Origin of the sequence: Bacteroides sp. AF29-11, from assembly GCF_003602895.1 — a bacterium.
Taxonomy (GTDB): domain Bacteria; phylum Bacteroidota; class Bacteroidia; order Bacteroidales; family Bacteroidaceae; genus Bacteroides; species Bacteroides uniformis.
In genome coordinates this window covers 426,847-453,551 of sequence record NZ_QTLY01000002.1, presented here as the reverse complement: position 1 = coordinate 453,551, position 26,705 = coordinate 426,847, and the positions used below count along the sequence as shown (strand labels likewise).

General features: G+C 42.8%; 24 protein-coding genes. 19 read left to right on the top strand and 5 right to left on the bottom strand.

What is annotated here, in order from left to right; translation table 11 throughout:
* Positions 1–9 precede the first annotated feature (9 nt).
* From DWZ03_RS04625 to DWZ03_RS04545, 17 genes are all read left to right on the top strand, one after another.
* Positions 10–1,455, top strand: coding sequence for a lipopolysaccharide biosynthesis protein (locus DWZ03_RS04625; RefSeq protein ID WP_120129001.1), 1,446 nt, complete (start codon positions 10–12; stop codon positions 1,453–1,455).
* A gap of 26 nt (positions 1,456–1,481) precedes the next feature.
* Entirely contained in the window at positions 1,482–2,597 is a 1,116-nt protein-coding gene (locus DWZ03_RS04620; RefSeq protein WP_120128999.1) for a DegT/DnrJ/EryC1/StrS family aminotransferase, read from the top strand.
* Positions 2,590–3,237, top strand: coding sequence for a transferase (locus DWZ03_RS04615; protein WP_117703325.1), 648 nt, complete (start codon positions 2,590–2,592; stop codon positions 3,235–3,237). Before DWZ03_RS04620 ends, DWZ03_RS04615 begins: the two co-directional genes overlap by 8 nt.
* Positions 3,238–3,265: 28 nt before the next feature.
* Positions 3,266–4,240, top strand: a complete 975-nt coding sequence (locus DWZ03_RS04610) for a glycosyltransferase (RefSeq protein ID WP_117703324.1) — start codon at positions 3,266–3,268, stop codon at positions 4,238–4,240.
* Between the two features lie 3 nt (positions 4,241–4,243).
* On the top strand, positions 4,244–5,212 hold the full coding sequence (locus tag DWZ03_RS04605; protein WP_118940796.1) for a glycosyltransferase: 969 nt from the start codon (positions 4,244–4,246) through the stop codon (positions 5,210–5,212).
* Positions 5,209–6,336: an EpsG family protein gene (locus DWZ03_RS04600; protein ID WP_120128997.1), complete on the top strand. Its 1,128-nt coding sequence runs from the start codon at positions 5,209–5,211 to the stop codon at positions 6,334–6,336. The genes DWZ03_RS04605 and DWZ03_RS04600 overlap by 4 nt, the downstream gene beginning before the upstream one ends.
* Positions 6,337–6,340: 4 nt before the next feature.
* Positions 6,341–7,552, top strand: a complete 1,212-nt coding sequence (locus DWZ03_RS04595; RefSeq protein WP_118940823.1) for a glycosyltransferase — start codon at positions 6,341–6,343, stop codon at positions 7,550–7,552.
* A 40-nt stretch (positions 7,553–7,592) separates the two neighbouring features.
* Positions 7,593–8,666, top strand: a complete 1,074-nt coding sequence (locus tag DWZ03_RS04590; protein ID WP_008663517.1) for a polysaccharide biosynthesis protein — start codon at positions 7,593–7,595, stop codon at positions 8,664–8,666.
* A 100-nt stretch (positions 8,667–8,766) separates the two neighbouring features.
* Positions 8,767–8,988, top strand: a complete 222-nt coding sequence (locus DWZ03_RS04585) for a hypothetical protein (RefSeq protein ID WP_005829183.1) — start codon at positions 8,767–8,769, stop codon at positions 8,986–8,988.
* Complete coding sequence (locus tag DWZ03_RS04580) at positions 8,985–9,389, top strand: putative toxin-antitoxin system toxin component, PIN family (RefSeq protein ID WP_120128995.1); 405 nt, start codon at positions 8,985–8,987, stop codon at positions 9,387–9,389. Before DWZ03_RS04585 ends, DWZ03_RS04580 begins: the two co-directional genes overlap by 4 nt.
* A gap of 40 nt (positions 9,390–9,429) precedes the next feature.
* Complete coding sequence (locus DWZ03_RS04575; protein WP_057258531.1) at positions 9,430–10,578, top strand: capsular polysaccharide biosynthesis protein CapF; 1,149 nt, start codon at positions 9,430–9,432, stop codon at positions 10,576–10,578.
* A 25-nt stretch (positions 10,579–10,603) separates the two neighbouring features.
* On the top strand, positions 10,604–11,785 hold the full coding sequence (wecB, locus tag DWZ03_RS04570; RefSeq protein ID WP_120128993.1) for a non-hydrolyzing UDP-N-acetylglucosamine 2-epimerase: 1,182 nt from the start codon (positions 10,604–10,606) through the stop codon (positions 11,783–11,785).
* Between the two features lie 9 nt (positions 11,786–11,794).
* A complete protein-coding gene (locus DWZ03_RS04565; protein WP_120128991.1) occupies positions 11,795–13,027 on the top strand; it encodes a glycosyltransferase family 4 protein in 1,233 nt (410 codons plus the stop codon).
* A 73-nt stretch (positions 13,028–13,100) separates the two neighbouring features.
* A complete protein-coding gene (locus DWZ03_RS04560) occupies positions 13,101–13,292 on the top strand; it encodes a hypothetical protein (RefSeq protein WP_035457993.1) in 192 nt (63 codons plus the stop codon).
* Positions 13,289–13,609, top strand: a complete 321-nt coding sequence (locus DWZ03_RS04555; RefSeq protein ID WP_005829173.1) for a hypothetical protein — start codon at positions 13,289–13,291, stop codon at positions 13,607–13,609. Before DWZ03_RS04560 ends, DWZ03_RS04555 begins: the two co-directional genes overlap by 4 nt.
* Positions 13,610–13,618: 9 nt before the next feature.
* A complete protein-coding gene (locus tag DWZ03_RS04550) occupies positions 13,619–14,599 on the top strand; it encodes an NAD-dependent epimerase/dehydratase family protein (RefSeq protein ID WP_120128989.1) in 981 nt (326 codons plus the stop codon).
* 51 nt (positions 14,600–14,650) lie between these two features.
* Complete coding sequence (locus DWZ03_RS04545; RefSeq protein WP_120128987.1) at positions 14,651–15,598, top strand: MraY family glycosyltransferase; 948 nt, start codon at positions 14,651–14,653, stop codon at positions 15,596–15,598.
* A 14-nt stretch (positions 15,599–15,612) separates the two neighbouring features.
* On the opposite strand, the gene DWZ03_RS04540 is transcribed toward DWZ03_RS04545, so the two are convergent.
* The 5 genes from DWZ03_RS04540 to DWZ03_RS04520 form a co-directional block, all read right to left on the bottom strand.
* Positions 15,613–16,743 (bottom strand): hypothetical protein, encoded by a 1,131-nt coding sequence (locus DWZ03_RS04540; protein ID WP_229122401.1) that lies wholly within the window; start codon positions 16,741–16,743, stop codon positions 15,613–15,615.
* A 494-nt stretch (positions 16,744–17,237) separates the two neighbouring features.
* On the bottom strand, positions 17,238–19,361 hold the full coding sequence (locus tag DWZ03_RS04535; protein WP_057098108.1) for an alpha/beta hydrolase family protein: 2,124 nt from the start codon (positions 19,359–19,361) through the stop codon (positions 17,238–17,240).
* A gap of 37 nt (positions 19,362–19,398) precedes the next feature.
* Positions 19,399–20,730, bottom strand: a complete 1,332-nt coding sequence (locus DWZ03_RS04530) for an MATE family efflux transporter (protein ID WP_022400745.1) — start codon at positions 20,728–20,730, stop codon at positions 19,399–19,401.
* A gap of 102 nt (positions 20,731–20,832) precedes the next feature.
* Positions 20,833–22,686, bottom strand: a complete 1,854-nt coding sequence (yidC, locus tag DWZ03_RS04525) for a membrane protein insertase YidC (RefSeq protein WP_120128985.1) — start codon at positions 22,684–22,686, stop codon at positions 20,833–20,835.
* A gap of 31 nt (positions 22,687–22,717) precedes the next feature.
* Positions 22,718–24,337: a CTP synthase gene (locus tag DWZ03_RS04520; protein WP_016273706.1), complete on the bottom strand. Its 1,620-nt coding sequence runs from the start codon at positions 24,335–24,337 to the stop codon at positions 22,718–22,720.
* 270 nt (positions 24,338–24,607) lie between these two features.
* Here DWZ03_RS04520 and DWZ03_RS04510 point away from each other — a divergent pair, with 270 nt between their 5' ends.
* Both DWZ03_RS04510 and DWZ03_RS04505 read left to right on the top strand, forming a co-directional pair.
* Positions 24,608–26,047 carry a DUF3078 domain-containing protein gene (locus DWZ03_RS04510; protein ID WP_120128983.1) on the top strand — a complete coding sequence of 480 codons (1,440 nt, stop codon included), beginning with the start codon at positions 24,608–24,610 and terminating at the stop codon, positions 26,045–26,047.
* A 230-nt stretch (positions 26,048–26,277) separates the two neighbouring features.
* A complete protein-coding gene (locus DWZ03_RS04505; protein ID WP_057252427.1) occupies positions 26,278–26,697 on the top strand; it encodes a SoxR reducing system RseC family protein in 420 nt (139 codons plus the stop codon).
* Positions 26,698–26,705 lie beyond the last annotated feature (8 nt).

Sequence of the window (26,705 nt, the reverse complement as noted above, 5' to 3'; positions counted from 1 at the left end):
GTAACAATATTGCCCGAATCTTTGAAAAATAAAGCTGTCCATGGTGCGAAGTGGAGCTTTATCGATAACATATCCAATTCCGGTGTTACCTTTTTGGTAGGCCTGATATTGGCCCGTCTCTTGACTCCTGCCGAATATGGCATTATGGCCATGATAGCTATCTTCATAGCGGTGTCCAACTCTATTGTCGACAGTGGCTTCTCTAATGCACTGATACGGAAAGTACGTATTGAAAAGGTAGACTACAATACGGTTTTCTTGTTTAACTTGATAGTCAGTATTGTTTTATACATCCTTTTATATGTAGCTGCTCCCGCTATCAGTCTGTTTTTTAAAGAACCGGTTTTGATAGATGTGTTAAGGGTAATAGGGCTGATTCTGATTGTTAATGCATTGGGTATCATTCCCCGTACCATATTAGTAAGAGGTATTGATTTTAAGACACAGACCAAAGTATCCATAATCTCTTCTGTTTCAAGTGGATTGGTTGGCGTAGGCATGGCTATAGTGGGCTTTGGAGTATGGAGTTTGGTGTGGCAACAGCTTTCCCGGCAGATTCTGAATTCTCTGTTTCTTTGGATATTCTGTAAATGGATGCCCCAATGGGAATTCTCCGTAAAAAGCTTCAAGGAAATGTTCGGCTTTGGCTATAAGCTCTTGTTGTCCGGATTATTGGATACTCTTTACAAGAATGTTTATTATGTGGTTATAGGCCGTTGTTACAGTTCTGCACAGTTGGGGCAATATACTCGTGCAGAGCAGTTCAATACGATATTTTCCAGTAATCTGACCAGTATTGTCCAGCGTGTCAGCTATCCGGTGCTTAGTTCCATTCAAGAAGAACCGGAGCGCTTGCGCGAAGCTTATCGGCAGATAATAAAGACTACAATGCTTGTGACATTCGCTTGCATGTTGGGACTTGCAGCTGTGGCTAGACCTTTGATTATAATTCTGATCGGTGAGAAATGGTTGACTGCCGTTTCCTTTCTGCAGATCATTTGTTTCAGCGGTATGCTTTATCCGCTTCATGCCATCAATCTGAATATCTTGCAGGTGAAAGGACGTTCGGACTTGTTTCTGAAATTAGAAATCATAAAGAAGACCATTGCGGTGTTTCCTATTCTGATAGGTATTTTTTATGGCATCGAATATATGCTGTGGGGGAGTGTCTTAACCTCTTTCATAGCCTATTTCTTAAATAGCCACTATTCTGCCGACTTGATACGCTATTCTACCATAGAACAAATTAAGGATGTGCTTCCGGTTTTTGCAGTTTCTTTGACAATTGCTGCTGTCATGTGGCTTTTTTCCTTATTGGATATATCCGTTTATATTCAATTGCCCATTCAGATTATTGTTGGTTTGACATTAGCTTTTGCTGTTTATGAAAGATTAAGATTACCAGAGTATCTTGAGGTAAAACGGCTTGGGTTGTCGGCTCTTCACAAAAAATAGAAATCAGTATATATTTTTATAGTAAGATGGAAAATAAAGTGATTACAGTTACTTCTCCATTACTTCCTTCGCTTGACGATTTCATTCCTTATTTACAGGATATTTGGAACCGTAAGTGGCTGACCAATAACGGTTATTATCATCAAGAATTGGAGAAAGCCTTGTGTGAATATTTGAAGGTGCCTTATATCAGTCTTTTTACCAATGGCACACTGCCTTTGATGTGTGCTCTGCAAGCATTGCGTATTACTGGTGAGGTGATAACAACTCCGTATAGCTTTGTAGCTACCACCCATGCTTTGTGGTGGAATGGAATCAAACCGGTATTTGTGGATATTGACCCTGAAACTTGTAACATTGATCCGGACAAAATAGAAGCGGCAATAACCCCCAAGACAACGGCGATTATGCCGGTACATGTTTATGGCAAGCCTTGTGATACAGAGCGTATCCAGGCGATAGCGGACAAATACGGTTTGAAGGTCATTTATGATGCTGCCCATGCTTTTGGGGTAGAAGTGGGTGGAAAATCAATTCTGAATGCCGGTGATATGTCAACCTTGAGTTTTCATGCGACCAAAGTTTACAATACGATTGAAGGTGGTGCTTTGATTTGCCATGATGAGAAGACTAAAAAGCGTATCGACTATTTGAAGAATTTCGGTTTTGCGGGGGAAACGACTGTCATAGCTCCGGGTATCAATGGCAAGATGGACGAAGTACGTAGTGCTTATGGTTTGTTGAATTTGAAACAAGTGAATGCAGCTATTGAAGCTCGTCGTCAAGTGGCTATCATGTATCGTAAAGGCTTGGAACATGTACCTGGTATCACTTTTATGGAAGATATGCCCGAAGTCCGTCATAATTACTCTTACTTTCCCATATTCGTGGATTCTGAGAAATATGGCATGACACGCGATGAACTTTATTTCAAGATGAAGGAACGGAATGTTTTAGGTAGGCGGTATTTCTATCCTTTGATAAGTGAATTTTCTACTTACCGGGGGCTGGAGTCAGCACGGCAAGAGAATTTATTGGTGGCACATAAAGTGGCAGAGAGTGTGATATGTTTGCCGATGTATAATGGTTTGTGTATTGATTCTATTAAACGTATTATAACCATAATAACTAATCATGAATAAAGAAATTTACATTTTAGGTGTTGGACATAATACTCCTGTTTATATTGATTTGGTAGAATCTTGTGGATATACTATAAAAGGATTGTATCATTACAATGAAGAACTTACTGGAAAATTAGATCATGGATATCCTATTATTGGTTCATATAATGATCTTTTCTCACACGAGACATTATGTGGAATGAATTTTGCTTTAAGTCAAGGAAATAATGAAATAAGGGCTGATTTATTCAAGAAAATACGAGATAAAGGTGGAAAAATTCCTACTTTAATACATCCTACTGTACAAATATCTAGATTCGCAAAAATAGGTATAGGATGTGTTGTTCATATCAATACAGTGATTCATCCCGATGTTGTAATAGGTGATAACACAGTATTGAGTTATAATGTGTCAATATCACACAATACTTATATTGGTTGTAATTGCTATTTTGCCTTTGGTGCATTAATAGGTGCTTATGTTCATATTGCAGATAATGCTTTTGTAGGGATAGGTGCTTTAATAGTAAGTGGCAAGGTACATGAAATAGGTAAAAACGCATATATTGGTGCTGGTGCTGTGGTTACTCATAATGTTGAAGAATATACTGTTGTTGCAGGAATGCCTGCAAAAGTTTTAAGGACACTAGAGCATTGAATATTTTTGTTTATAATCTTGAGGAGTAATGGAAAATCCTGTATTAACAATTCAGTGCATAGCTTATAATCAAGCTCCCTACATTAGGCAATGCTTAGAAGGTTTTTGTATGCAGAAGACAAATTTTCGTTTTGAGGCAATAGTTCATGATGATGCATCAACAGATGATACTGCACTGATTATAAGAGAATATGCAGAGAAGTATCCAGATATTATTAAACCTATTTATGAAACAGAAAATCAATATTCAAAAAAAGATGGTTCTCTTAGACGTATAATGAATAAACATACTTGTGGAAAGTATGTAGCATATTGTGAAGGAGATGATTATTGGACTGATCCTCTAAAATTACAAAAACAAGTTGATTTTTTAGAAGCTAATGTTGATTATGGATTAATTTATGGAAAAGCAAGAGTATTTGTTCAGAATAAACAAAAAGTCTCTTTATCTTCATTTGGACGTCAGACAAGTTCGTATGAACAATTACTTTTAGAAAATACAATTCCTACCTTGACAGTTTGCTTTCGCACCATATATTTATTGGAATTTATGGAAATAAAAGAAATGCATAATAAAATGTTGGGAGATTATCCTTTGTGGTTATATATTGCTTCAAAGTCTAAATTAAAATTTGCAAATGAAGTTTTAGGAGTTTATCGTAAGTTGGAATTATCAGCATCTCATTTTGATTCGTATTTAAAACAATTAAATTTTATACAAAATGGAGTTGATATACAATTATGGTTTGCGGAAAAGACAAAATTGAAAGAATATTTTCAAAAGCGGATATTAGTGAAATATAGTGTAGATGCTTTTTATTTGCTTTTGTTGACTTGTAAATATAGGGAAGCTTATCAAGCTTTAAAATACAGCTGTAAAGGTTTGAATATATTTTTCCTACCTTTTATATTTGTTCAGTTGCTTGGATATAAAAGTCCTCTGATAGTATGCGGAATTGAGAGAGCTAAAAGATTTATTTTAAATAGAATAAGATATTATTAGAGTATGAAATTATCTATCGTTATACCTGTGTATAATGTTGAAAAATATGTATCTGAGTGTCTTGATAGCTGTTTGGAACAGAATGTAGATATAACTGATTATGAGATTATAATCGTTAATGATGGTTCTACCGATAATAGTGCTAATCTTATAAATTTATATGCAAAACAATCGAATATAATTATAATCAATCAAGAAAATTTAGGGCTTAGTGCTGCTAGAAATGCAGGAATGAAAATCGCTAAAGGGGAATATATATGGTTTGTAGATTCTGATGATTGGATTGAGCCTGGAATTTTAAAACGTATTTTATTGGCTATATCGTTATGTGCAAAAGATTGTTTTAGATTGAATTATAGGACAGTTACAGAGGCTGGAAAAATATTGAAAGATTATACACCCTTAAAAAAAGGTGATGAATCTTGTCAGACAGGGATGGAGTTTCTATCTAAAGATTTTTCTTTTTCATTTTATGCATGGTCTTTTGTGTTTAATAGATATTTTTTATTGAAAAATAATTTCTTTTTTACAGAAGGACTTATTTTTGAAGATTTGCAATTAATTCCTCGTGTATTGAGAAAGGCTAAATGTGTTAAAGAGCTTCCCTTTATAGCATACAATTATCGGCAAAGAAAGGACTCTCTTGTAAATTCTGTAAATGAAAAAATGCTTGATAGCGTTTTTTATATTTTGAAAAGCTATCAAAATTATATACCATCTATAAGTAATGACAAAGAGAAGAAATACTTTATATTATTGTCAAATCGTATTAAAATAATGTTTTTAGTCTTATTGGGAAATTTTGAAAATAGTATAAAAAAAAGAAGATATTTGTTGGATTTTAAGAGAGAATATCCTTCTATAAAGATATTGATAGGAATGTCTTTAAAAGAAAAGATTTGTGCTATTATATATAATTTTTCACTACAATTATTATGTGGGTTGTTTGATATTAAATATCTCTTAAAATGATATTGACAATTTTTGTTGTGTTTTTGTTGTATATTATTGCTGTTTTCTTTTGGAAGTTTCCTGCTGTTTCTAACAATAAATTGAATGTGTACAAAGAATGTGGTTCTATTCTGAATCGCATTTTCTTTTATTTAGTTCCAGTGTCATTAATATCTTTGATAATCGGTTTAAGATATGATGTTGGTGTTGATTACTTAGCATATAAAGAAATTTATGAAACACGTTTTGTGGGAGGATTTAATGAAAGTTTGGAAAATATAGAATTTCTTTATGCTGTTATTTCTTTTTGTTGCTATAAATTTGGAATGCCTTATTATCTATTATTTGTAATTATGGCTTTTATTCCTTTTTATTTTTACTATAAATCATTTCACTGTTTTCGCTATCTATTTCCATATGCTACATATTTTTTAATTTCCTTGGGAATCTTGTTTTGGTATCTCAATATTCAACGTCAGGCAATTGCTTTTTTTATATTGTTATATTCGGTCAATTATATTATAAAAAAACGGTTGTTTTTTTTTCTGTTGTGTTGTTTAATTGCAGCAGGTTTTCATGTGACCTCTTTTTATTTTATCCCTTGCTTTTTGTTTTATTATTTTCCTCAACGTCAACTTTTGTCTTCTAATTTTCTTGTTTTTGTTTATACTTTGACATGGCTTTTTTCAAGTTATCTACAACATTTTCTTTTTGAAATGATAACTCCTTTCTTATCTGGAAGATATGCAACTTATTTAGAAATTATGAATGAGTGGGAAATGGAAGGAGGTAGCGGTATTGGATTGATAATATTGCATTTGGTTGATATAATTCTAATTTTAAATTCTTCTATATTGTTTTATAAATATAGACAAGAGAGATTTGATATTTATTTTCGAATTTATTTTGTAGGTACTATTATTGCAAATATTGCTGGAGTGAATATGGTACTAAGTCGATTGCCTTTTTGTTTCACTTCAATGAAAATTATTGTTGCAAGCTTTTTTGTATGCTATGTATTATCAATATGGCGATATAATAATTTTCTTAAAAGGAAGTTCTCTTTGGTGCTATTGGTTGTTTTTACAGTCTTGCTATTAGGAGCAAACATCGCGAATGCTCCTTATTGTTTTGTATTTCAATAATGTTATGTATATATTGCTTCAACTGAACGTAGTTGCTAATTGGGGGTCTACTGGGCATATAGTAGAAGAAATTGGAAAATTGGCAAAGTCTCATAATTTTGAAAGTTATATTGCTTATGGTCGTGATACTAATTCGAAAAGCTTGTCGAAATTAATCCATATAGGTAATAATTGGGATGTGAAATATCATGTTCTGCAGTCTCGATTATTAGATAATCATGGTTTGGCTTCTAAACAAGTAACGCGGACATTCATAAAACAAATAGATAGCATAAAGCCTGATATAGTACATTTGCATAACATTCATGGTTATTATCTAAACTATGAGATATTGTTTGACTATTTGGCTCAATTGGATATTCCCATAGTATGGACTCTCCATGATTGTTGGGCATTTACAGGGCATTGTGCATATTATTCTTATGTTGGTTGTAATCGTTGGCGTACATTATGCCATGATTGTCCTCAGAAAAAAAGCTATCCAAGTTCATGGTTTGCTGATCGCTCTGAACAAAATTTCCGTGATAAATTGCATGCTTTTACTTCTGTGAGGAATATGACTTTAGTTCCTGTTTCTGCGTGGTTAGCAGAAGAGGTGAGATTGTCTTTTTTGAAAGATTATCCGATACAAGTGATTCATAATGGGATTGATACAGATGTATTTAGTCCGAAACAAATTTGTAAATCCAATCTAGGACTTAAAGATAAGTTTATGATATTGGGAGTTGCAAGTGTATGGGAGACTCGTAAAGGATTGGATGATTTTATAAAACTTCGGAAGCTTTTATCTGATGATTATAGTATTGTGTTGATTGGATTGGATGAAAAACAAATCAAGCAACTTCCTAAAGGAATTATTGGGATAAGGCGTACAAATAGCATTCAAGATTTGGTTGCTTATTATTCTGTAGCAGATGCCTATTTCAATCCGACTTGGGAAGATAATTTTCCAACTACTAATTTAGAGTCATTGTCGTGTGGAACTCCGGTAATAACATATCATACTGGTGGTAGCGTGGAAGCTGTAGATGAACGAACAGGTTTTGTTGTGGAACAGGGAAATATTGCAGAAGTTGCAAATATTGTAGAGTTTATCAAAGAAATGGGAAAAGAACATTGGACTTTTGTCTGTCGAGAACGGGCAAGGAATTTATATGATAAAAAGGAAAGATATATGGAGTACTTGCATTTATACGAAAAGGTGGTAAGTCTTTAATCATAATTTTATTGTATTATTTTTGTAATCTATAGTAGTTATGTCTATATTCAAAGACAAAGTTTTATTAATCACTGGCGGTACCGGTTCCTTCGGTAACGCTGTATTGCGTCGTTTCCTTGATTCAGACATCAAGGAGATCCGTATTTTTAGCCGTGACGAGAAAAAACAGGATGATATGCGTCATCACCTGCAAAATCCCAAAGTAAAATTTTACATTGGTAATGTCCGTGACCGCCAGTCTGTGGACGGTGCCATGATGGGAGTGGATTATGTGTTTTCTGCCGCCGCCTTGAAGCAGGTTCCCAGTTGCGAGTTCTTCCCGTTGCAGGCTGTGCAGACCAATGTGATCGGTACGGACAATGTACTGGAATCCGCCATAGCGCATGGTGTAAAGAATGTGGTGGTGCTTTCTACCGACAAGGCCGCCTATCCCATCAATGCCATGGGTATCAGCAAGGCCATGATGGAGAAAGTTGCCATAGCCAAGGGCCGTGCGTTGGGTGAGGAAGCCGGTACGACCATCTGCTGTACCCGTTACGGCAATGTGATGGCAAGTCGCGGTTCTGTGATTCCTTTGTGGGTGGAGCAGATAAAGAACGGCAGGCCCATTACGGTAACGGACCCCAACATGACCCGCTTCATGATGACGCTGGACGATGCCGTGGATCTGGTAATCTATGCGTTTGAGCACGGGCATAACGGTGACCTGTTCGTGCAGAAGGCTCCTGCCGCCACCTTGGATGTACTGGCTCAGGCCTTGAAGGAAACATACGCGCAGGTTGATCCGAAATACGGTGAGACGGAGGTGAAGACCATCGGCACGCGCCACGGCGAGAAACTGTATGAGACACTGGTAACCCGCGAAGAGATGGCAAAGGCTGTCGACATGGGCGACTACTACCGCATCCCCTGCGACACCCGTGATCTGAACTATGACAAGTTCTTCACGGAAGGCAATGAGGATATTGCCCGTATAGAGGACTATCACAGCCATAACACTGCCCGCCTGGATGTGGAGGGCATGAAAAAGCTTCTTTTGAAACTCCGCTTCATCCGCGAAGACCTCGGAATGGAGGAAAAGGCGAAGAGCGCGGAAATCAAGAGTGAATAAGTCTTTAATTTGAATAATACAACAGGAAAGAAAGAGGGAATGTATTGTTCCTTTAGAAAAAAAAACTATCTTTGCCATATTGAAACTAATAATTGAGAATATGGCAGCAACAGTATTAAATTCAGTTCAACAACATCTTTTGAAGATGTTTGCTTTTGATGGTTCGGAGGAGCGATTGAATGAAGTTAAAGAAGTGTTGACCAAATATTTTTCTCAGAAGTTAGATGACCGCTTGAATGACTTATGGGATTCGGGAGTTTTAAACCAAGAAAAACTTGATGAACTGAGAAAAATTGATGTCCGTACACTTCCGAAGAGATGAATAGAATTGTATTAGATACAAATAGCTTGATACAGTGCATTTCTCCCAAAAGCAGGTACCGTAAGATTTGGGATTGCTTTTTGGATGGAACGAATCAGTTATGCGTTTCTGATGAAATTCTTAATGAATATGAGGAAATATTAGAACGTTTGGCAGGTGTGGAAATAGCTAAGCTGGTGATTGATGTCATTCTCAATAATCCTTATACTTTGTTCTTTACTCCTTATTATAACTTCAATCTGATAAAATCAGATTCGGATGATAATAAGTTTGTGGACTGTGCAATTGTGGCTAATGCCAAGTTTATTGTTACGGAAGATCATCATTTTCATATATTGAAGCAATATAATTTCCCAAAAGTAAGTTTTATAGGTTTGGATGATTTCTGTCATTCACTATGAATATCTTCTCTTTTCTGTGACAAACAGAACCCATTAGTTTATGAAAATCTTAGTGACCGGCTCCCGAGGGTTTGTCGGCCGGAACCTTGTATCCCAGCTGCACAACATCCGTGACGGGAAAGCCCGTAATTACGGCATTGCGGGTGAGGAACTTACCATTTACGAATATGACATGGACAGTGACCCTGCCGAACTGGATGTCTATTGCAGACAAGCTGACTTTGTCTTCAATCTGGCGGGCGTGAACCGTCCCCAGGATGCGTCTGAGTTTATGAAAGGGAACTTCGGCTTCGCCTCCACGCTGCTTGATACATTGAAGAAGTACGGCAATACCTGTCCGGTAATGATTTCCTCTTCCACGCAGGCCACACTCGACAACCCTTACGGTGAATCGAAACGGGCAGGGGAGCAACTGTTGTTCGAGTACTCCAGGGAAACGGGAGCAAAGGTACTGGTGTACCGCTTCCCGAATGTTTTCGGTAAATGGTGCCGCCCCAACTATAACAGCGCGGTGGCCACTTTCTGCAACAACATCGCCCATGACCAGCCCATCCGGGTGAACGACCCTTCGGTGGTGATGCACCTGGTTTACATAGACGATGTGGTGGACGAGCTTATCTCTGCCCTAAGCGGCAGGGAACACCGCAACGGGGATTATTGCGAAGTGCCCGTGGTGCATACCATTACCTTGGGCGGCATTGTGGAACTGATAAGGTCTTTCAGGCAAATGCCCGGTACCTTGTCCGTCCCGGATTTGAGCGATGCCTTTACAAAGAAACTCTATTCCACATACCTCTCATACCTGCCTGAAGAACGGTTCAGCTATCCCCTGAAGATGAATGTGGACGACCGCGGCAGTTTTACAGAGATTATCCGTACTTCCGACCGCGGGCAGTTCTCGGTGAACATCTCCAAGCCGGGCGTTACGAAAGGCCAGCACTGGCACCATACCAAGAACGAGAAGTTTGTGGTGGTGAGCGGGCACGGTCTGATACAGCTCCGCAAGATAGGTACGGAGGAGGTTGTCAGCTTCGAGGTAAGCGGCGGGAGGATGGAGGTCGTGGAGATGATTCCCGGCTATACGCACAACATTGTCAACCTTTCGGAAACGGAAGACCTGGTGACCTTCATGTGGTGCAACGAGTGTTTCGACCCGGCACGTCCGGACACTTATTTTGAAAAAGTCTGAAACGAGTTAAAGAATATAGGAACAGATGGATATAAAATTGGATTATTCGCAAGTCAGGTTTCAGGAGAACGGCAGACTGAAACTTCTGATTATAGTGGGCACCCGTCCGGAAATCATCCGCCTGGCGGCTGTCATCAACAAATGCCGCAGTTATTTTGACTGTCTGCTGGCACATACGGGCCAGAATTACGACTATAACCTGAACGGTGTCTTCTTCCGCGACCTGAAGCTGAAAGACCCCGATGTGTATATGGATGCCGTCGGCGATGACCTCGGTGCCACGATGGGGAATATTATCAACGCCGGCTACAAGCTGATGGTGCAGGTGAAACCTGATGCCGTGCTGGTGTTGGGAGACACGAACTCCTGCCTGAGCGTGATAGGCGCGAAACGTCTGCATATCCCCATCTTCCATATGGAGGCAGGCAACCGCTGCTTTGACGAGTGCCTGCCTGAGGAGACCAACCGCCGTATTGTGGACGTCATTTCCGATGTGAACCTCTGCTATTCGGAGCATGCCCGCAGATACCTGAACGCTTCGGGCGTGGCGAAAGAACGTACATACGTAACCGGTTCGCCCATGGCGGAAGTCCTGCATGAGAACCTGACGGAAATAGAGTCCAGCGATATTCACCAGAGATTGCATCTCCAGAAAGGTAAATACATCCTGCTCTCCGCGCACCGGGAAGAGAACATTGACACGGAGAAGAACTTCCTGTCCCTTTTCAGCGCGGTTAACGCTATGGCCGAGAAATATGACATGCCCATACTTTACAGTTGTCATCCCCGTAGCAGGAAACGTCTGGAATCAAGCGGCTTTGCACTTGACAGACGTGTGATTCAGCATGAACCTCTCGGTTTCCACGACTACAACTGCCTGCAGATGAACGCCTATGCCGTTGTGAGTGACAGCGGTACCCTGCCTGAGGAGAGCAGTTTCTTCACTTCTGTGGGGCATCCTTTCCCTGCTGTATGCATCCGTACGAGTACGGAGCGTCCCGAGGCTCTTGACAAGGGTATCTTTGTCCTTGCCGGCATTGATGGGACATCCTTGCTTCAGGCTGTAGATACTGCTGTGGAGATGAATAGGAATGGTGACGATGGCCTGCCGGTGCCCAATTATACGGATGAGAATGTATCGGCCAAGGTTGTGAAGTTGATTCAGAGCTATACGGGGGTGGTGAACAAGATGGTCTGGAGAAAATAATGGTGAGACATGCCTAAGAAAATCTTGATACATAGCCTGATTTTCAGTCCGGATGGAGTTTCGACAGCCTATCTTTATAATGATATTGCTCTGAAATTCCAAGAAAACGGTTATGAAGTATTGGTATTGACAACTACGCCTCATTACAATGTTGTGGAATCACAACTGGCAGCACAACCTCTGAAATGGAAGGTTTGGGGGATTTGTAAAGAAAGCTGTTTTCATGGAATCAGAGTTCTTCATGTACCCCAGAAGAAATTCAGAAATACATTTCTGCGTGTCCTGGGATTTGTCTATTGGCATATTATCTCTTTCCTGATTGGTTTGTTCCAGAGAAATATAGATGTCATACTGTCACCTTCCCCTCCTTTGACTATTGGTGTAATAAACATTTGGCTGGCGAAAATCAAGGGATGTAAAACCATATATAATGTGCAGGAAATATATCCTGACATCTTGAAACGAAAGGACGGGCTTGTTATAGAACAGCTACGTAGGATGGAACGGTATGTTTATAATAACTCAACGGCCGTAACGACAATAGACCAGGTTTTTTATAATGTAATAGCCGGAAGGTTTAAGGATAAGTCCAAGCTTTGTATAATACCTAATTTTGTAGATACAGAATTGTATAATTCTCAAGGTGGAAATGTAGAATGTCTGAATCCCCATTTTTTCCCTGCCACAGATTCTTTGAAATTGCTTTATGCCGGGAATATTGGTTATGCCCAAGATTGGGAGCCCTTAATTTGTCTGGCAGAAAAGACGAAAGGGTTTTCCATTGAATACTTTATAATCGGTGAGGGAGTCATGAAACCCGTTCTTGAGGAGAAAGTACGTGAGTTGGAGCTGGATAATGTGCATATTTTGCCCTATCAGCCCAGAAGTTTGATGCCGTCCATTCTTGCCTATTCAGACATCCAGTTTATTTTCATGAACCCTGAAATGGAGATGCAGGGATTCCCTTCCAAGGTTTATACAATCATGGCATGTGGTAGGCCTTTATTGGTCTGCTCGGGAAAGGATACGCCTATCATCAATTTCCTGCAGGAACATGGCTGTGCAAAATTGATTACAGAGAAGAGTTTGGAAAAGAAGGTGGGAGAAATGGTGGATTGGCTGAATTCCGTCTCAAGAAGCGAACTAGCTTTACTGGGTCGAAATGGTGTAGAGGTGATTAAGCGATTATATTCCAAGGATGTGGTAACTCAAAAATATGTAGACTTAGTTGAAGCTTTATGAACATACGATATTTATCAGTCAATGATTAGGATAACTTGATATTTCCGGGTATCTTTGTGGAAAGATTGGATGTATGAGGAAGATTAAGCCATATAAGGAACAAGAACCGATGGTGCCGAATGTTGGTGAACCGGTAGTTGTATATACGGGTAATGAGAATAATCCGAATATCGTTACGGAAGGACGTGATGACATTAGGCATGCTATTTCCGGTGAAGAATTATTGGATAGGCTTTGCCCTCGTATAAAGGCTTTGTTTGGATGAGAGTCGTATTCGCTCCCGAAGTAGAGGAGGATTTGTATGGGCTTATAAAAATACTTGTTGAGAAGGAGTATTTAGGTACTTATCCTTTTGCTATTTCTTATGTAGAAGAACTGATAGCTGATATTCAACAGAACATTCATTCTAAATTAAAAAAGAAAGCGCCCGCTTTTTTTGAGCGTTATGGTAAGGATATGTATTACATCACTTATCAACGTAATTCTAATACGACGTGGTATATTTTCTTCTCTGTCATTGGAGATACTTATTTTATTAAATACATAACCAATAATCACGTTTCCGGTCAGTATATTTTTTAGCATATTTCAATGAACATACTCGTCACTGGAATCCACGGCTTTGTGGGTTCCAATCTCGTTGTTGCCCTAAAGGAACGTCATAGCCTTTACGGGCTGGATATTGTTGCTCCTGAAAAGGAGGGGGTGGTAAAGACTTTCTCCTGGAAGGATATTGAACCAGCTTCTTTTCCGATGCGGAATCTTCCTGAATTCGATGCCATTATTCATCTGGCTGGTAAAGCCCATGACACGAAGAACCGGTCTGCTGCCCAAGCCTATTTTGATATCAATATGGGATTGACTCAAAAGATATTTGATTTCTTTCTGGAATCGTCTGCGAAGAAGTTCGTATTCTTCAGTTCTGTGAAAGCCGCTGCAGACAGTGTGGTGGGTGATATGCTGACTGAAGATGTGGTGCCTGCTCCGGTAGGGCCTTATGGGGAAAGTAAGATAGCTGCCGAGAATTACATCCTTGACAAGTTGAAGGTTGAGAATGGGAAATTGAAAGCTAATCCTTATGATGACAAGCAGGTTTATATCCTGCGTCCCTGCATGATTCATGGTCCCGGCAATAAAGGCAATCTGAATCTTCTTTATAATGTGGTGAGGAAAGGCATCCCCTGGCCTTTGGGGGCCTTTGAGAACAGGAGGTCTTTTACTTCGATAGACAATCTTTGCTACGTGTTGGAAGGGCTGTTGACTAAGGAGGTGGTGAGTGGTATCTACCACATGGGAGATGACGAGGCCTTGTCCACGAATGAGCTGATAGCTTTGATGTGTCGGGCTTTGGAGCGTAAGCCGCATATCTGGAAGATAAACAGAGGACTGATGGAATTCTGTGCCCGGCTTGGGACTCTGCTCCATTTGCCTTTGAATACAGAGCGTCTGCGCAAGTTGACAGAGAATTATGTGGTGAGTAATGCGAAAATAAAGGCTGCCCTGGGAATTGACAGAATGCCGGTGAGGGCAGAGGAGGGGATAGTGAGAACGATAAAATCGTTCTCAAATTAAAAGTTAAGAATTAAAAATTGATAATTAAAAATTAAAGAGGAAAATACTGTTATGTATTATCTGTTAATATTGGTTCTGCTGTTTTTGGCAGAACTTTTTTATTTTAGGGTGGCTGATAGGTGCAATATCATCGACAAGCCCAATGAGCGGAGTTCTCATACGAAAGTGACTTTACGCGGTGGTGGGATTATTTTCTATTTCGGAGCGTTGGCCTATTTCCTGACGAGTGACTTTGAATATCCCTGGTTCCTGCTTGCCTTGACACTGGTGACGTTCATCAGCTTCGTGGACGATATAAAATCCACCGGACAGATGACAAGGCTGCTTTTTCATTTCTCTGCCATGGCCTTGATGTTTTATCAGTGGGGACTGTTCTCCTTGTCCTGGTGGTGGATAGTCATAGCCTTGATAGTCTGTACGGGTATCATCAATGCCTACAACTTTATGGATGGCATTAACGGCATAACTGGCGGTTATTCTCTGGTTATTCTTGCTGCGTTGGCCTATATCAATAAGGAGGTGGTTACTTTTGTAGAAGCGGATTTCATCTATACCGTTATCTATTCCGTTCTTGTTTTCTGTTTCTTCAATTTCCGCAAGCGTGCCAAATGCTTTGCGGGTGATGTGGGTTCGGTGAGCATTGCTTTCATCCTTCTTTTCCTGATAGGCAGGCTCATCATCCAGACTGGTGATTTCAGTTGGATTGTCTTATTGTCCGTTTATGGGGTAGACAGTGTTCTGACTATCATTCATCGTCTGATACTTCATGAGAATATCGGGCTGCCGCATCGCAAGCATCTGTATCAGATTATGGCGAATGAGCTGAAGATTCCTCATGTCATAGTCTCTCTGGTCTATATGACAATACAGACTTTTATAATAGTAGGATATATTTATTACCAACGGTATGGCTATATCTTCTTGATAGGGTGTATCTTACTGTTGAGCGCAATATACGTACTCTTCATGAAAAAGTATTTTTCAAGACATATCTCTTGAATTACTGTCTTCCATTATACAATTTCCACGGTCACCTGAATACCCAAAGCTTTGGCAATACGCTCGATATCACGCTTCTTTGTTTTTGTATTGCTGCAGGTCATAAGAAACCGTCCGTTGCCTAATGGTTTTTGAGCGCGCTGGTATTTCTCATGAAGTGTGTTTGATATCAAGGGAATCTTGCATACCTTGATATTTAAAGATTGCACTTGTTCCACACCTACTGTCATCACAAATTGCCGGAAAGTCTCGGCTGCTTGTGTTTCTTGAATTACTTTCCCATTACCAAAAGTAATCTTTAATCGGGATATTGGAGTATTGCTTTCCGTATCATTGGTTACTTGGTACAGTTTCTTTGCTGCTTCAAGAAATCTTGGAAATAATGTTCCCCACTGGTTGTTGACAACAATTTTTGTTCCGTCTGCCAATAAAATAACTTCATCAGGCTTAAGAAAGTAACGTTTCTTTAAATCGGGATGAGATTTGATTTTTTCTTGGACTTCTATCAAGGTACGTATTACACCCAATGCTTTACTGTGTAAATTGGATGGAAAGACTTTTTCCAGTTCAACATAGTTTATGTTGGGATGGTCTTTGATATAGTGCTTGATTACTTCCAATACAAAACGTCTTTTGACATAGAAGTTGATTCCATCCAATGAGAATTTTGTATGGTCTTTGGAGTCACTTTCTTTATAGTCGTTTTGTGAGTTTTTAGATGTTTGCCTCGTTTTAAGCTGTAATGAAGGCAGAATGCTCTTATTTTCGTAATGTACTGTAAGCGTAAGATTGGCAAATTCTTCATTAATGGCGGATTCCTCAAATCCTTCAGCTGTAAACTTGTCTTTGAGCAACGAAATCATATTCTTTACCCCATTGCCTTCGGATAAGAATTCTGACACCCTCCTATGCAGATTATTACGCGCTTGGATTTTTTTATATTGCTCATTACAGAATGTTTCTATTTTTTCCAGATTGAATTTGTCGTAGCTCAATAAGTCACAGATGATGGAACCATTTGTATCTTCTTTTTTAATTTCCGCTGTAAATACACAAATGGGATTCTCTCCATCATTGGGAATGTCATAGTAAAGTTGTATCTTTTCTCCTATATATAATCCGACATTAAGTTTCAGTTGGCGCATATACGACATCAGTTGATTTTCTTGTCTTTCATTTCGTATATTAGACGGACGCTTTATTTCAATAGGGAGTACGGGGGATTGTGTGTCATGCTCGTTCTTTCGCCAAAGTACAATGTCCGGGCGTATGGAGTTGCTATTACCTATCGGTAATGTATATTGGGATACCATTGTTCCATTGGTCTTCTTCCATCCAAGAAATTTCAAGCAGTTCTCTATTTCCCGCTGGTAGTCACCTTCTACCGAATTTGTTTCAAAATACGGTATCAGTGTTTCCACAATCTCAGGCCAATTTTCATTCATCTTTTATCGGGTTATATTAGGACATATTGTTTACACTTCTTCGGAGTGTGCATAAAGCAAATGTATTGACTTTATTTGAACTGCCCAAATTATAGTCATAAAAAATGAATCGGGCGGTGTACGATAAAAACAAATAGTCCCGGATTCTTGACAAAGAGTCCGGGATTATTTGTTTTTATTGTTTTTGAGGGGCTTTACTTAGCCGGCTTCAGCCATTTGTCCAGCCATTCAAAGAAGGTACGTTGCCACAGCACGCCGTTTTGAGGCTTCAGCACCCAATGGTTTTCGTCCGGATAGATAAGCAGTTCGGCAGGAACGCCACGCATCACGGCTGCATCGAAGGCGGCCATTGCCTGGTTGGCAAGGATGCGGAAGTCCTTCTCTCCGTGGATGCAGAGGATAGGGGTGTCCCATTTGTCGACGAAGAGGTGCGGGGAGTTGGCGAAAGTGCGTTGTGCCGTAGCGTTGTTCTTTTCCCAATAAGCACCGCCCATATCCCAGTTGGCAAACCATTTCTCTTCCGTTTCCAGATATTGCATTTCCATGTTGAAGATACCGTCGTGTGCGATGAATGCCTTGAAGCGTTTGTCATGGTGTCCGGCAAGCCAATATACGGAGAAGCCTCCGAAGCTGGCGCCTACGCAACCCAGGCGGTCTTTGTCGACGAAAGGTTCCTGGGCCATTTCGTCAATGGCAGTGAAGTAGTCCTTCATGCACTGGCCGCCATAATCACCGCTGATGGCTTCGTTCCACTCTACACCGAAGCCCGGAAGACCACGACGGTTGGGAGCTACGATGATATAGTCGTTTGCCGCCATAATCTGGAAATTCCAACGGTAGCTCCAGAACTGGCTGACGGGACTCTGAGGACCACCTTCACAGAAGAGGAGGGTGGGGTACTTCTTGTTAGGGTCGAACTGTGGAGGATAAATCACCCAGGTCAGCATCTGCTTGCCGTCGGTGGTCTTCATCCAGCGGGCTTCCACCTTACCCATCTCCAGCTGGTCGTAAATCTGCTTGTTTTCTGTGGTCAGTTGCACTGCTTCTGCAAAAGCGTCGCCGTTGCGTGCACTGTTTACGGCATAGATTTCGTCGCCCATGCTCATGGAGTGGCGTTTGGCGATAATCTTGTCTCCGCAAAGGGCAAGCGAAGCATAGTCGTACATGCCGTCGGTGAGCTGGGTAAGCTTGTCGTTTCCGGCAAGGTCGATGTTGTAAATCTGTGTCTCGCCATGCCATACACCGATGAAGTAGATGCTCTGGGAATCTTTGTTCCACAAGAAGGCGTCCACGTTCGATTCGAAAGCTTTGCTTACAAAACGTTTCTCGCCGGTCTCGAGGTTCATGATAAACAAGCGGTTCAAGTCGGCTTCGTAGCCGTCACGCTCCATGCTCTGCCAGGCGATGTATTTGCCGTCGGGAGAGTATTGGGGATTCGTGTCATATCCCTTGTTTTCTTCCGTGATGTTTTTGGTTTCCTTGGAGGCAAGGTCGTAGATATAAATGTCGGAGTTGGTGGAAATGGCATACGCCAGTCCGGTTTTCTTACGGCATGTATAGGCCACCTTATCAGAAGACGGGCTCCATGCCAGCTGCTCGATACCGCCCCAGGGCTTCATCGGGCTTTCGTATGGCTCTCCCTCAAGAATATCAGTGACATTGCTGATGGCATTGCCGTCGAAATCGGCAACGAATGGATGGGGAGCAGTAGTCACCCATTCATCCCAATGCTTGTACATCAGGTCGGTAACGATGATGCCGGTGGCTTTAGGAAGGTCCGGATGTTTGTCTGCTGTACTCTTCACGGTCTTTACCTGGGCAATGAAAAGGAGTTTCTTGCCGTCGGGCGAGAAAGAGAACCCTTCGATGTCTCCCTCGTATTGGGTCAGCTGCTTGCGTCCGCTGCCGTCGGGATTCATTTCCCATACCTGGCTGCTGCCGCTTTCGTTGCAAAGGAAGGCAAGCTTCTTGCCGTCCTTGAACCATGTGGGCTGTCCTTCTTGCCAGGCGTCATGCGTTATCTGGGTATTGCCACTACCGTCGGCATTCATGACGAAGACTTCGCTGTTACTCTTGTTCTGGGGCACGCTGTAATAGGATACCGTGTAGGCAATTTGCTTTTCGTCGGGAGATACGGCTACACTGCCGATACGTCCCATCGCCCAGAGTGCCTCGGGTGTCATACGCTTTCCTTCAATCTTGATGTCCGACCGCTGGATGAGCGCTGCTGCGTCCTGCTGCTGTCCGGCATCTTTTGTTCCTCCGCAGGAGGCCAATGTCATGGCTGCTGACATAAGTAGTAGATTTACTTGTTTCATATATGTTTTTTGTTTCGGTTATTTCAATGCAAAGATACTAAATTTTCCTTCCTTGCCAATTCCCACGTTTGATATATAGCCAGCAGAAAATGAGAATAAAGCTGGAATAAACCATTTCCGAGGTCCAGCAGATGGCCACGTCGAGTTGCAGAATCAGAATAATGTAGGTGATATAGGCTGTGTAGATGACCAGCGTTGCCAGCTCCATGCCCAATGCAGTACGCGTATTGCCGGTTCCGGAAACTGCCTGGAAATAGACATTGGCAGGAACCAGGAACAGATAGGTGGAGCACATCACCCAAAGCGAATGCACGGCAGCGTCCTGCAGGTCGGGTATGTCGGTATAAATTCCCAGAATCAGCTTGGGGAACAGCGCGAAAAGCAATGCCAGCGGAAGTACGAAAACGTAGGCTATGCGTACGTGCTGCCGGATAGTGCCTGCCACGCAATCGGAGTGGCCTGCACCGATAAGGTTGCTGACCAGTGACCCGCAGGTAGAGGCAAACGCCATGAGTACCATGAACAGTATGCCGGACACGTTGCGGACAATGTTGGTCACTGCCAGCGAGCGCTCTCCCAGATGCTCCACATAAAGGAAGAAAAGGAACCAGGTGGAGAGGGAGAAGAAATTCTGTATCATGGTCCAGAAAGAGACGTTCAGCATCCGTTTCAATACGTCCAACCGGAACTTCGGAATACGGTCCAGCCCGTACTTGCAGCAGTCGATACGGCTACGGGTATAGAGGATGAAGAATAACAGCGAAACCAGCTCGGCCAATGAGGAGCCGATGGCGGCTCCGGCAATGCCGAGTGCAGGAAAACCGAATTTACCGAAAATCAGGATATAGTTGAATACAACATTGCTCAACACCATGACGATAGAGTTCAGTGTCAGTGTCTTGGTCTGGGTGGTTCCCAAGAAAAAGGCACGGAACATGACTGCGCTGAACGAGAAGAAGGCACCGAATACACGCCAGTGCAGGTAGCTGGTGGCTGCTTCGTAGATATGTTCCGAGGCTACGATGCGTTTCAGGATAATCGGCGAGAAGCAATAGGACAGCAGGAACATGACTGTCGCCATCCCGACTTGGAAATAGATGCCCTGATAGAACAAGTCACCGATTTCCTTATACTGCCGTTCGCCGTTGCGCCGGGCAATGAGTATCTGTGCCCCGATGCTGAAACCGAAGGCAACCATGAAGATGACCATATAGAAGACACCGGCGATGGCAGATGCTCCCAACTCGACTTCGCCTACACGTCCGAGGAAGGCGGTGTCCGTCATACCTATCATCTGCTCCATAAGGAGGCTGATTAGGATAGGGTAGGCTATGAGCCAGATTTGTTTGTAGGTGTATTTAGTCTGCATAATTTAGAGTCTGTGAGTTTTTTCATTGGCGTAAGGATAAGAAAGCCGGGCAAATGTCATTGTCCGGCTTTCTGCAAAAGAATATCTTGAACGGTAGTCTTACTACTTTTTGTTCTGTTTTTCTTTCATCATCTGTTCCTGCTGTTTCTGCATGGCTTCCAGACGAGCGGCGAAACCGGTTTTCTTCATCTTCTTCGGGTCTTTCTTGTTGGCTTCCAACTGAGCAAGAAGGGCTTCCTCATTGGTTGTCTTGCGCATGATGAGCGTTGTTACCACACTGACTAACGTAGAGATGAAGTAGTAATAGTTCAATCCCGAAGGATAGTCGTTCAATATGAAGAGGAACATGATAGGCATCAGGTATGACATCCACTTCATGGCAGCCATCTGCGGATTGGCACCCGTATCCTGTTGCTGCATCATGTACTTCGTGTTCAATATGTTGGTAACCGTCATCAGCAGGCAGAACAAGCTGAGGTGGCTTCCCAGGAACGGGATATGGAACGGGAAGTTGATGAACGCATCGTAAGTGGAAAGGTCGTCTGCCCACAAGAAGCTCTGCTGGCGGAGTTCAATGGCACTCGGCACGAACATGAACAAGGCCATCAAGATAGGGAACTGTATCAGCATCGGCAGACATCCGCCCATCGGACTGACTCCGTACTGGCTGTAGAGGCCCATCACTTCCTGCTGCTTCTTCATGGCATCTTCCTGCTTGGGGTACTTCTTGTTTATCTCGTCGATTTTCGGTTTCAGTACGCGCATCTTGGCAGAGGACATGTAGGTTTTCCACGTTGCGGGGAATACTACAGCTTTTACGATTAACGTCATGAACAACAGTACGATACCCATGCTCAACCCCCAACTGGACAACCAGTCGAAGATGTTGATGGTGAACCATTTGTTTATCCAGCGGATGAGCGGCCAGCCCAGATAGACCAGACGGTTCAGCTCCCACTTGGCGTCACGTCCCTTGTCGAGTGCGGTCAGAGTCTTGTAGTGATTGGGGCCGAAGTAAAAGAACAGCTGGGTAGGTTCCTTGCCAGCAGGGTCGAACTTCGTGCTCATCTCTGCAGAATAGTCCTTGATGTAGCCGCTGCCTTGAGTCTCCATCTTGGAACTCAGCTTGGTCTTTTCAAAGTCGGCATCTGCCAAAAATACTGAAGAGAAGAACTGGTTCTTGAAAGCAATCCAGTCCAGGCGTTCCGGAACTTCCTTTTCATCATTCTTGTTGGCAGACAGATAATCGGTACCCTCTCCGGTGATTTTGTAAGTCAGTTCAGCCAGACGGTTCTCGTAGGTGTAACCCTTCTCTATCTGACGGGCACGCTGAGACCACTCGATGTCCACATAATTGTTGGTAGCCGCCAGCTTACCTTCCATATTGACTGCCTGAATAGTAAAGTCTATCAGGTATGTGTCATTGTGCATGCGATATGTAAAGTCGATATAGCTGTTGCTGTCTGCCGACAAACGCATGGTGACGGTACTGTCCGTACGGTTTACTGCGGTGAAATAATAGTCTTCCGTCTGGATAGTCTCTTTCTTGTTGTAAAAGAGGAAATTCATGGAAGCGTCATTGCCGCTGAACAGTGTGACGGGGGTCGTCTTGTCTTGTCCCATGTATTCCTTCAGCGTGGCCGAAGCTATGCGCCCGCCTTTTGTATCTACGGTTATTTCTGCCAGGTTGTTCTGGATGGTTACCTGCGAGTTGGTTCCTTGACGGGCGTCGAAGAAGAGGGCAGTGGAGTCAACGCTTGCTTCCGCTCCGCTTTCGTTGGCCAGGGCTGCTTCCGCCTTGGCTTTCAAGTCGGCTTCGCGCTGTTGCACCTGGGCTATGGAGTCGTAGTAACGTTGCTGTGCTTCCAACTGCTCCTGGCTGGGACGACTCAGAAAGCTGAAACCTACTAACAATATCGCTATCAGAACAAGACCTGTGATGGTATTTTTATCCATTCTTTGTTGATTACAAATTACTTATTACAAATTATTTCTTTTCGTTTTCATTTTCGATGGCGGCCTTCACGAATGCTACGAACAGTGGGTGCGGATGCAATACCGTACTGCTGTATTCGGGATGGAACTGGGTACCGACAAACCACTTCAATGCGGGAATCTCAACAATTTCCACCAGGTCCGATTCGGGGTTTATACCCACACACTTCATACCTGCTGCTTCGTAGGCATCCTTGAAGCTGTTGTTGAACTCGTAGCGGTGACGGTGACGTTCCTGGATATGCTCGGTACCATATGCCTCGTATGCCTTGCTGCCTTTCTGCAGAACACATTCGTAGGCACCCAGACGCATGGTTCCACCCATATTGGTGATGGACTTCTGCTCTTCCATGATGTCGATGACATTGTGCGGTGTCTTTTCGTCCATCTCGCGTGAGTTGGCATCGGCATAACCCAGTACGTTACGGGCAAATTCGATGGCGATACACTGCATACCCAGACAGATACCGAAGGTGGGGATGTCGTGCGTACGCGCATATTTGATGGCTACGAACTTGCCGGCAACGCCGCGTTCGCCGAAGCCTGGACCGATAAGTACGCCTGCCATGCCTTTCAGGGCTTCTGCCACATTCTCGTCAGTCAGCTTTTCACTGTTCACGAAGTCTACCGATACTTTGCGGTCATTGTAGGTTCCTGCTTGTGAAAGGGCCTCGCGGATGGACTTGTAGGCATCCTGCAAGTCATATTTGCCCACCAATGCGATGTGCAGTGGGGCAGTCTCTTCGGCTTTGTGACGGCGTTCGAGGAAAGCGCGCCACGGTCCCAGTCCCGGAGTGTCGCCGACGGGAAGTCCCATTTTCTTCAAAATGGTAACGTCCAGTCCCTGGCTCTGCATCAAGATAGGCACTTCGTAGATGGTAGGCGCGTCGATGCTTTGCACCACGGCATTCTCGTCCACATTGCAGAACAGAGCCACTTTCTTGCGCAGGGTGGTACTCAACTCATGTTCCGTACGCAGTACGAGGACATCGGGTTGGATACCGGCACTTTGCAGTTCCTTTACGGAGTGCTGGGTGGGCTTGGTCTTCAGTTCACCGGCAGCTGCCAGGTAGGGGACATAAGTAAGGTGTACGCACAAGGCGTCTTTTCCCAGTTCCCACTTCAGCTGACGGATGCTTTCCAGATAGGGTAGAGACTCGATGTCACCCACTGTACCGCCAATTTCGGTAATAACAAAGTCGAATTTGTATTTGTTTCCCAACAGTTTTACATTACGCTTGATTTCGTCTGTAATATGGGGAATAACCTGGATGGTCTTTCCCAGATAGTCACCCCGGCGCTCTTTGTCGATGACGCTTTTGTAGATGCGTCCGGTCGTGATATTGTTGGCCTTGGTGGTCTGGATGCCCAGGAAGCGTTCGTAATGGCCCAAATCGAGGTCGGCTTCGTGGCCATCCACGGTAACGTAGCATTCGCCGTGTTCATAAGGGTTCAGTGTACCCGGGTCGATGTTGATGTACGGGTCAAACTTCTGGATGGTTACCTTGTAACCTCTTGCTTGCAGCAATTTACCGATGGAGGATGAGATGATACCTTTACCTAATGAAGAGGCAACACCACCGGTGACGAAAATATACTTTGTTTCTCCCACAACTATATTATTTTATTAATTGTTTAATCTAATGCCAAGAGCCTATACGGCTTGTCGTTCAGGGTGCGCACTGCTCCCGTCAGTACACGTAGAACTTAAAAAGCGCAAAATTATAAAAAAAAGAGGAAGTAGAGAAAGTTTCGATGAAACAATTATTAAAAAATACGATTTCATCGAAGAAAGTCCTTCTTGCCTTTTTCTTATGGCTTTTCTATGTTTTCTAAACATTTTAAGCTAAATTTGCGCTCGAAACATAGACTTTAGGGCATTATGAAGAATAGACACATTGCATTTTGGTTAATTGCTACGATGATTTCTTCGTCGGTGATGGCACAGAATACGCTGGATACCGCCTCGAAGAACAGTGGACAGGAAACAACTGCCAAAGCCGACACCTTGCCGGATATAATGAAAGAATACATGATTCTGAAATTGAAACCGGAAGGTATGGGGTACAGGCTGGATACTGTTTCCATATTATATGAAAGGTATATCGGAGTGCTGGATTATTTGAATGACCCCACGACTCCGGAGCGTTATATACCTTCCAATCCGAACTACTATAGGTTGTTCCTTCCCCTTACCTATTATTATGCCCCCATGAGACGCCTTTCCAAGGTGGACTGGCATTTCCAGGTGCCTGATACGGTGCCTGCCCTGACGCGCGAGATGTTGCCGTTCGACACACTGAGTTTCACCTCAAAGGACCGAGCCAACAAACTGGTGGACCGTACGCTGCTGAACACGTATGTAGATTGTCCCAATCTGGTTGTAATGACCGAGAAGGAGGTGATGAAAGGGAAGATATTCAAGGATAATATAGAGAAGGAGGTTTCTTCCAAGCCGTCCGTCGTGAAACTGTTTGCACAAGAGAATATGGTGGGAGTGAAGGAGGAAGCCGACGTGATTATCCACAAGCCCAACTGGTGGGTGACGGGTGGAAACGGTTCATTGCAGATTACCCAGAACTATATCTCCGACAACTGGTACAAGGGAGGTGAGAGCACTAACGCCGTGCTTGCCAACCTGCAATTGTTTGCCAACTATAATGACCGTGAAAAGGTGCAGTGGGAAAATCTGCTCGATGCCAAGCTGGGCTTCAGCTCCGCACCTTCCGACGAGTTTCATAACTATCTGGTAAGTACCGACCAACTCCGGCTGTACAGTAAACTGGGTATTCAGGCTGCGTCCAAGTGGTATTATACCATCACGACTGAGTTTAAGACCCAGTTCTGCAATGGCTACAAGGCCAACAGTGAAGAGCTGGTTTCGGCTTTCTTTGCTCCGGCAGACTGGTCGAGCAGTATCGGTATGGACTACAAGTTGAAGAAGCAGAAATTCAGCTTGTCCGTTTTCATGGCTCCGCTGACGTACATGCTGCGCTATGTAGGAAATAAGGGGGTGAATGAAGTGAGTTTCGGTCTTGAGGAGGGCAAGTGCGTGAAGCATAACTTCGGTTCGCAGATACAGCCTACACTTTCGTGGACCATCATTCCTTCCATTACGCTGGATTCCCGCTTGGACTTCCAGACCAGTTATGAGTGGACACGTATTGAATGGGAAAACACGGTGAACTTTGTGCTGAACCGCTATCTTTCCACCAAGCTCTATGTGCACGCCCGCTATGACGACAGTGCCAAGCCGACGGAAGGGGACAGCTATTTTCAGGTAAAAGAATTGCTCAGTTTCGGTATCAATTATAAATGGTAAATAAACAAATGGTCTGTTCGGAGTGAACAGATTATCTGTTTTGGTTAGTCAGACGGTCTGTTTTTCCTTGACAGACCGTCTGTTTTTTGTCTTTTTGTAGTCTGTGGCAGGTGAAAAAACATAAAAACATAGAAAAAGCACGTTTACGAACACAGAAAATGCATAGGAAAGGTTTGCAGTTCACAAATAATGCGTAAATTTGCCGCGATTTGTAATGCACACTTTGCAAAATGGCGAATACTATAAAACATCAAGGTATTGTGGAAAACATAAACGGTTCTCATCTCCAAGTGAGAATCATCCAGACTTCAGCGTGCGCTTCGTGTAGTGTCAAGGGACATTGTACCTCTGCGGATACGAAAGAGAAACTTGTCGATGTGGCCGATGCCGATGCCGCATCCTACCAGCCCGGCGACCGTGTATGGGTGACGGGCGAACTTTCAATGGGAGTGATGGCAGTTCTGTTTGCCTTTATATTTCCTTTCCTTATTCTGATAATCTCACTGTTTGTCTTTATGGCCATCTGGAATGACGAGCTGCGTTCCGCGCTTTGCTCGCTGGCACTCCTTATACCTTATTATTATATATTGTGGCTGAACAAGTCGCGGATGGGTAAGAAGTTCTCATTCTCCGTACGACCGATGAACTAACTAATAAT

Bases quoted from the DNA above. Each gene is read 5' to 3' on its own strand.
- DWZ03_RS04600 (WP_120128997.1), top strand. From the start codon at position 5,209: ATGATATTGACAATTTTTGTTGTGTTTTTGTTGTATATTATTGCTGTT.
- DWZ03_RS04620 (WP_120128999.1), top strand. From the start codon at position 1,482: ATGGAAAATAAAGTGATTACAGTTACTTCTCCATTACTTCCTTCGCTT.
- DWZ03_RS04505 (WP_057252427.1), top strand. From the start codon at position 26,278: ATGGCGAATACTATAAAACATCAAGGTATTGTGGAAAACATAAACGGT.
- DWZ03_RS04545 (WP_120128987.1), top strand. From the start codon at position 14,651: ATGTATTATCTGTTAATATTGGTTCTGCTGTTTTTGGCAGAACTTTTT.
- DWZ03_RS04535 (WP_057098108.1), bottom strand. From the start codon at position 19,361: ATGAAACAAGTAAATCTACTACTTATGTCAGCAGCCATGACATTGGCC.
- DWZ03_RS04610 (WP_117703324.1), top strand. From the start codon at position 3,266: ATGGAAAATCCTGTATTAACAATTCAGTGCATAGCTTATAATCAAGCT.
- DWZ03_RS04580 (WP_120128995.1), top strand. From the start codon at position 8,985: ATGAATAGAATTGTATTAGATACAAATAGCTTGATACAGTGCATTTCT.
- DWZ03_RS04540 (WP_229122401.1), bottom strand. From the start codon at position 16,743: ATGCGCCAACTGAAACTTAATGTCGGATTATATATAGGAGAAAAGATA.
- DWZ03_RS04605 (WP_118940796.1), top strand. From the start codon at position 4,244: ATGAAATTATCTATCGTTATACCTGTGTATAATGTTGAAAAATATGTA.
- DWZ03_RS04530 (WP_022400745.1), bottom strand. From the start codon at position 20,730: ATGCAGACTAAATACACCTACAAACAAATCTGGCTCATAGCCTACCCT.
- DWZ03_RS04510 (WP_120128983.1), top strand. From the start codon at position 24,608: ATGAAGAATAGACACATTGCATTTTGGTTAATTGCTACGATGATTTCT.
- DWZ03_RS04550 (WP_120128989.1), top strand. From the start codon at position 13,619: ATGAACATACTCGTCACTGGAATCCACGGCTTTGTGGGTTCCAATCTC.
- DWZ03_RS04560 (WP_035457993.1), top strand. From the start codon at position 13,101: ATGAGGAAGATTAAGCCATATAAGGAACAAGAACCGATGGTGCCGAAT.
- DWZ03_RS04565 (WP_120128991.1), top strand. From the start codon at position 11,795: ATGCCTAAGAAAATCTTGATACATAGCCTGATTTTCAGTCCGGATGGA.
- DWZ03_RS04585 (WP_005829183.1), top strand. From the start codon at position 8,767: ATGGCAGCAACAGTATTAAATTCAGTTCAACAACATCTTTTGAAGATG.
- DWZ03_RS04590 (WP_008663517.1), top strand. From the start codon at position 7,593: ATGTCTATATTCAAAGACAAAGTTTTATTAATCACTGGCGGTACCGGT.
- wecB (WP_120128993.1), top strand. From the start codon at position 10,604: ATGGATATAAAATTGGATTATTCGCAAGTCAGGTTTCAGGAGAACGGC.
- DWZ03_RS04595 (WP_118940823.1), top strand. From the start codon at position 6,341: ATGTATATATTGCTTCAACTGAACGTAGTTGCTAATTGGGGGTCTACT.
- DWZ03_RS04555 (WP_005829173.1), top strand. From the start codon at position 13,289: ATGAGAGTCGTATTCGCTCCCGAAGTAGAGGAGGATTTGTATGGGCTT.
- DWZ03_RS04615 (WP_117703325.1), top strand. From the start codon at position 2,590: ATGAATAAAGAAATTTACATTTTAGGTGTTGGACATAATACTCCTGTT.
- DWZ03_RS04575 (WP_057258531.1), top strand. From the start codon at position 9,430: ATGAAAATCTTAGTGACCGGCTCCCGAGGGTTTGTCGGCCGGAACCTT.
- yidC (WP_120128985.1), bottom strand. From the start codon at position 22,686: ATGGATAAAAATACCATCACAGGTCTTGTTCTGATAGCGATATTGTTA.